Genomic DNA, 536 nt, shown 5'->3' on the forward strand with positions numbered 1-536 from the left:
CAGATCGATCTGCTGGAGTTCATGGATTCGCATGTGTATCCGGCGGAGGCGGTGTATGAGGAGCAGATGCGGGAGTCGGGGGATCCGCATTTCCAGCCGCCGGTGTTGGAGGAGTTGAAGGTTGAGGCGCGGCGTCGGGGGTTGTGGAATCTGTTTCATCCGCATCCGGGGACGGGTGCGGGGTTGACGAATCTCGAGTATGCGCCGTTGGCGGAGATCATGGGGCGCAGTCATATTGCGTCGGAGGCGTGTAATTGTAATGCGCCGGATACGGGCAACATGGAGGTGCTCGAGTTGTTCGGTACGGCCGAGCACAAGGAGAAGTATCTGATGCCGTTGCTGGAGGGGACGATGGCGTCGGCGTTCGCGATGACGGAGCCGGCGGTGGCGAGTTCGGATGCGACGAATGTGGAGTTGTCGATGGTCCGGGACGGTGACGAGTATGTGCTCAACGGGCGGAAGTGGTTCGCGTCGAATGCGTTGCATCGGAATTGCCGGGTGTTGATCGTGATGGGGAAGACGGATCCGTCGGCGGC

1 protein-coding gene is annotated in these 536 nt (G+C 60.8%); it reads left to right on the forward strand.

Annotated elements, in window-relative coordinates; all coding sequences use genetic code 11:
• On the forward strand, nucleotides 1-536 hold a 536-nt coding region (locus tag QM806_RS40965), incomplete at both ends, for an acyl-CoA dehydrogenase family protein (RefSeq protein ID WP_502943957.1).

Origin of the sequence: Rhodococcus sp. IEGM 1351 (assembly GCF_030056875.1) — a bacterium.
In the GTDB taxonomy this organism is placed as follows: Bacteria; Actinomycetota; Actinomycetes; order Mycobacteriales; family Mycobacteriaceae; genus Rhodococcus_F; species Rhodococcus_F opacus.